The sequence below is a fragment of the Saccharopolyspora sp. genome (assembly GCF_017434145.1).
Classification (GTDB): domain Bacteria; phylum Actinomycetota; class Actinomycetes; order Mycobacteriales; family Pseudonocardiaceae; genus Saccharopolyspora_C; species Saccharopolyspora_C galaxeae.
On the sequence record NZ_JAFRFW010001013.1, the window covers coordinates 1 to 3,048 of the forward strand.

Consider the following 3,048-nt stretch of genomic DNA (forward strand, 5'->3'; position numbering starts at 1 on the left):
CCACGTGGAGACCGATCCGGCGAAGAAGCAGCTGCCGCCGGAGGCGTGGTGGGACGTCCCGGTCGCCGAGGTCGCCGCGCTGGAAAGCACCCGCGCGGCACGTGAGCAGTACGACCACAACCGCCGCGACCAGCGGCATTACCTGTAACCTGCGCGCGCCGGTGGCCGTGCGGGCGCGCGCCCGGGCACACAGGACGATCACGATGGGAACCGAAGGAATGGCCATTCAGCACATCCGGCATTGGATCGACGGCAAGGCGGCCGAGGGCACCTCGGGCGAGTTCCAGGCGGTGACGAACCCGGCGACCGGTGCGCAGACCGGGCGGCTGCCGCTGGCGAGCGTCGACGAGGTGGACACCGCGGTCGCTTCGGCGGCGGGGGCGCAGCGCGAGTGGGCCAAGTCCTCGCTGGCCAAGCGCACCCAGGTGTTGTTCAAGTACCGCGAGCTGCTGGACCGGCACCGGGAGGAGATCGCGGAGCTGATCACCGCCGAGCACGGCAAGGTGCGCTCCGACGCGCTCGGCGAGGTCGCCCGCGGGATGGAGATCGTGGAGCTGGCCTGCGGCATCCCGCAGCTGCTCAAGGGCGAGACCTCCACCGAGGTCTCCAGCCGGGTCGACGTGGAGTCGATCCGCCAGCCGGTGGGCGTGGTCGCCGGGATCACCCCGTTCAACTTCCCCGCGATGGTGCCGATGTGGATGTTCCCGCTGGCCATCGCCTGCGGGAACGCGTTCGTGCTCAAGCCCAGCGAGAAGGACCCGTCGGCCACGGCGCGGCTGGTGGAGCTGGCCACCGAGGCCGGGCTGGCGGACGGCGTGCTGAACCTGGTGCACGGCGACAAGATCGCGGTGGACCGGCTGCTGACCCACCCGGACGTCGACGCGGTGAGCTTCGTCGGCTCCACCCCGATCGCGCAGTACGTGCAGCAGACCGCGGTCGCGCACGGCAAGCGGGTGCAGGCGCTGGCCGGGGCGAAGAACCACATGCTGGTGCTGCCGGACGCCGACCTGGACCAGGCCGCCGACGCCGCGGTCTCGGCCGCCTACGGCTCGGCGGGAGAGCGGTGCATGGCGGTGTCCGTGGTCGTGGCGGTCGACCCGATCGGTGACGAGCTGGTCGGCAGGATCGCCGAGCGGGCGCGGAACCTGCGCATCGGCCCCGGCGACCAGGAGTCCTCCGAGATGGGGCCGCTGGTGACCGCCGAGCACCGCGAGAAGGTCGCCTCCTACGTGCCGCAGGCGCGCGAGCAGGGCGCTGAGGTCGTGGTGGACGGCACCGGCTACCGGGTGCCCGGCCACGAGGACGGCTTCTTCGTCGGGGTGAGCCTGCTGGACAAGGTCACCCCGGACATGGACGCCTACGCCGACGAGATCTTCGGGCCGGTGCTGTGCGTGGTCCGCGCCGGGTCCTACGAGCAGGCGCTGGAGCTGATCAACTCCTCGCGGTGGGGCAACGGCACCGCGATCTTCACCCGCGACGGCGGGGCCGCGCGCCGGTTCCAGCTGGAGGTCGAGGCGGGCATGGTCGGGGTGAACGTGCCGATCCCGGTGCCGGTCGGGACGCACTCCTTCGGCGGCTGGAAGGACTCGCTGTTCGGCGAGCACCACATGTACGGCACCGACGGGATCCGCTTCTACACCCGCGGCAAGGTCATCACGACCCGCTGGCCGGACCCCAGCGACGGCGGCGTCGACCTCGGGTTCCCGCAGAACACGTGAATTCCGCGGACATCGCCGTCGGCGAGTCATGGGCTTGACCGCCCTCGACCGGATACGGTGTGTCCCAGCAGGACCCCGCCGAGCTGGCCGGGCCGGTCGCAGGCGCCTAGACCGATCGGACCCGGCTCTACCGGGCGGCCAAAAGGGAGGGGCGGCAAGCCGCCTCGGTCGCCCGATGTGGAAAGGCCCGCTGGCTCCAGGAGTCAGCGGGTTTTTCGCATTTCGCCAGGAGTGGGCGGCCCGGTTCGGACGAGCGGTCCGTTCGCTCAGCTCGACGGCCCGCGGGCTACTGCTTGGGCATCAGGATCCACAGCGCGATGTAGATCACGAACTGCGGTCCGGGCAGCACGCAGGAGATCACGAAGATCAGCCGCACCAGCGTGGTGTTCCACCCGAACCGCTGCGCGAGGCCCGCGCACACGCCGGCGATCATGGTGCCGCTGCGGGGGCGTTGCAGTGCTTTGCTCATGTCCGCAAGGGTCCCGCCATCCCGGCTGGTTCGCCCGGCTCGCACGTGCTGAGCTGGGACGATGGCCATCGAAGCGCCCCTCGACGTGGCACGGGAGCTCTACCGCGGCGAACCGGCGGAGTTCGTCGCGGCCCGCGACCGGCACGTCGCGCAGGCCCGCCGGGACGGCGACGAGCAGCGCGCCGAGGCGATCCGGGCGCTGCGCAAACCGACCACGGCGGCGTGGGCGGTGAACCGGCTGGCCGTCGAGGACGCCGATGCGGTCGCCGAGCTGATCGAAGTGGGCGACGGGCTGCGCACTGCGCAGCGGGAACTGCGCGGCGACGAGATCCGGCGGCTGGATCGGCGGCGCGATGAACTCGTACGGCGGTTGCTGGACCGAGCCGGGCAGCTCGTCAAGGGCAGCGGCCGCGGGTTCGGCGAGCAGGTACGGCGCCAGGTCGAGAGCACGCTGTCGGCCGCGGTCGCCGAACCGGACTCGGCGCGGCAGGTCCGGGAGGGCGTGCTCAGCAGCGCGCTGGAGTACAGCGGGTTCGGCCTGGACGAGCTCTCGGCGGCGGCAGAGCGGCGGTCCGGCGCCGGAAGCCAGCGGCCGCGACGAAAGCGCGGTTCCGCGCGGCGCGGCGCCGAATCCGGCGGACGAGCCCGCCGCAAGACCGAGCAGTCCGAACGAGAGCCGCAGCGCGCAGCGGACCGGCGATCCACCGAGCAGCCCGATCGCGCCGAAGGCGACCGAGCCGATTCCCGCCGCGCCGGGACGAAGTCCGGGCCCCGAGCGCACCGGCGGAACGCCGAACGCTCCGAGGCGGAAGCCGAGCCGGCCGCGGACTCCCCCAGCACCAGCGCCACCCGCCCCGGCCG

Annotated in this window: 3 protein-coding genes; 2 read left to right on the forward strand and 1 reads right to left on the reverse strand. The window is 72.5% G+C overall.

The window, feature by feature from the left end:
- Window positions 1-203: 203 nt before the first annotated feature.
- A complete protein-coding gene (locus IJH84_RS27615) occupies window positions 204-1,718 on the forward strand; it encodes a CoA-acylating methylmalonate-semialdehyde dehydrogenase (RefSeq protein WP_295150801.1) in 1,515 nt (504 codons plus the stop codon).
- A gap of 286 nt (window positions 1,719-2,004) precedes the next feature.
- On the opposite strand, the gene IJH84_RS27620 is transcribed toward IJH84_RS27615, so the two are convergent.
- Complete coding sequence (locus tag IJH84_RS27620; protein ID WP_200072999.1) at window positions 2,005-2,187, reverse strand: PspC domain-containing protein; 183 nt, start codon at window positions 2,185-2,187, stop codon at window positions 2,005-2,007.
- A gap of 61 nt (window positions 2,188-2,248) precedes the next feature.
- Between IJH84_RS27620 and IJH84_RS27625 the strand changes: the two genes are divergently transcribed.
- Window positions 2,249-3,048: hypothetical protein (locus tag IJH84_RS27625; protein ID WP_295150803.1), on the forward strand; the 800-nt coding region annotated here is incomplete at its 3' end.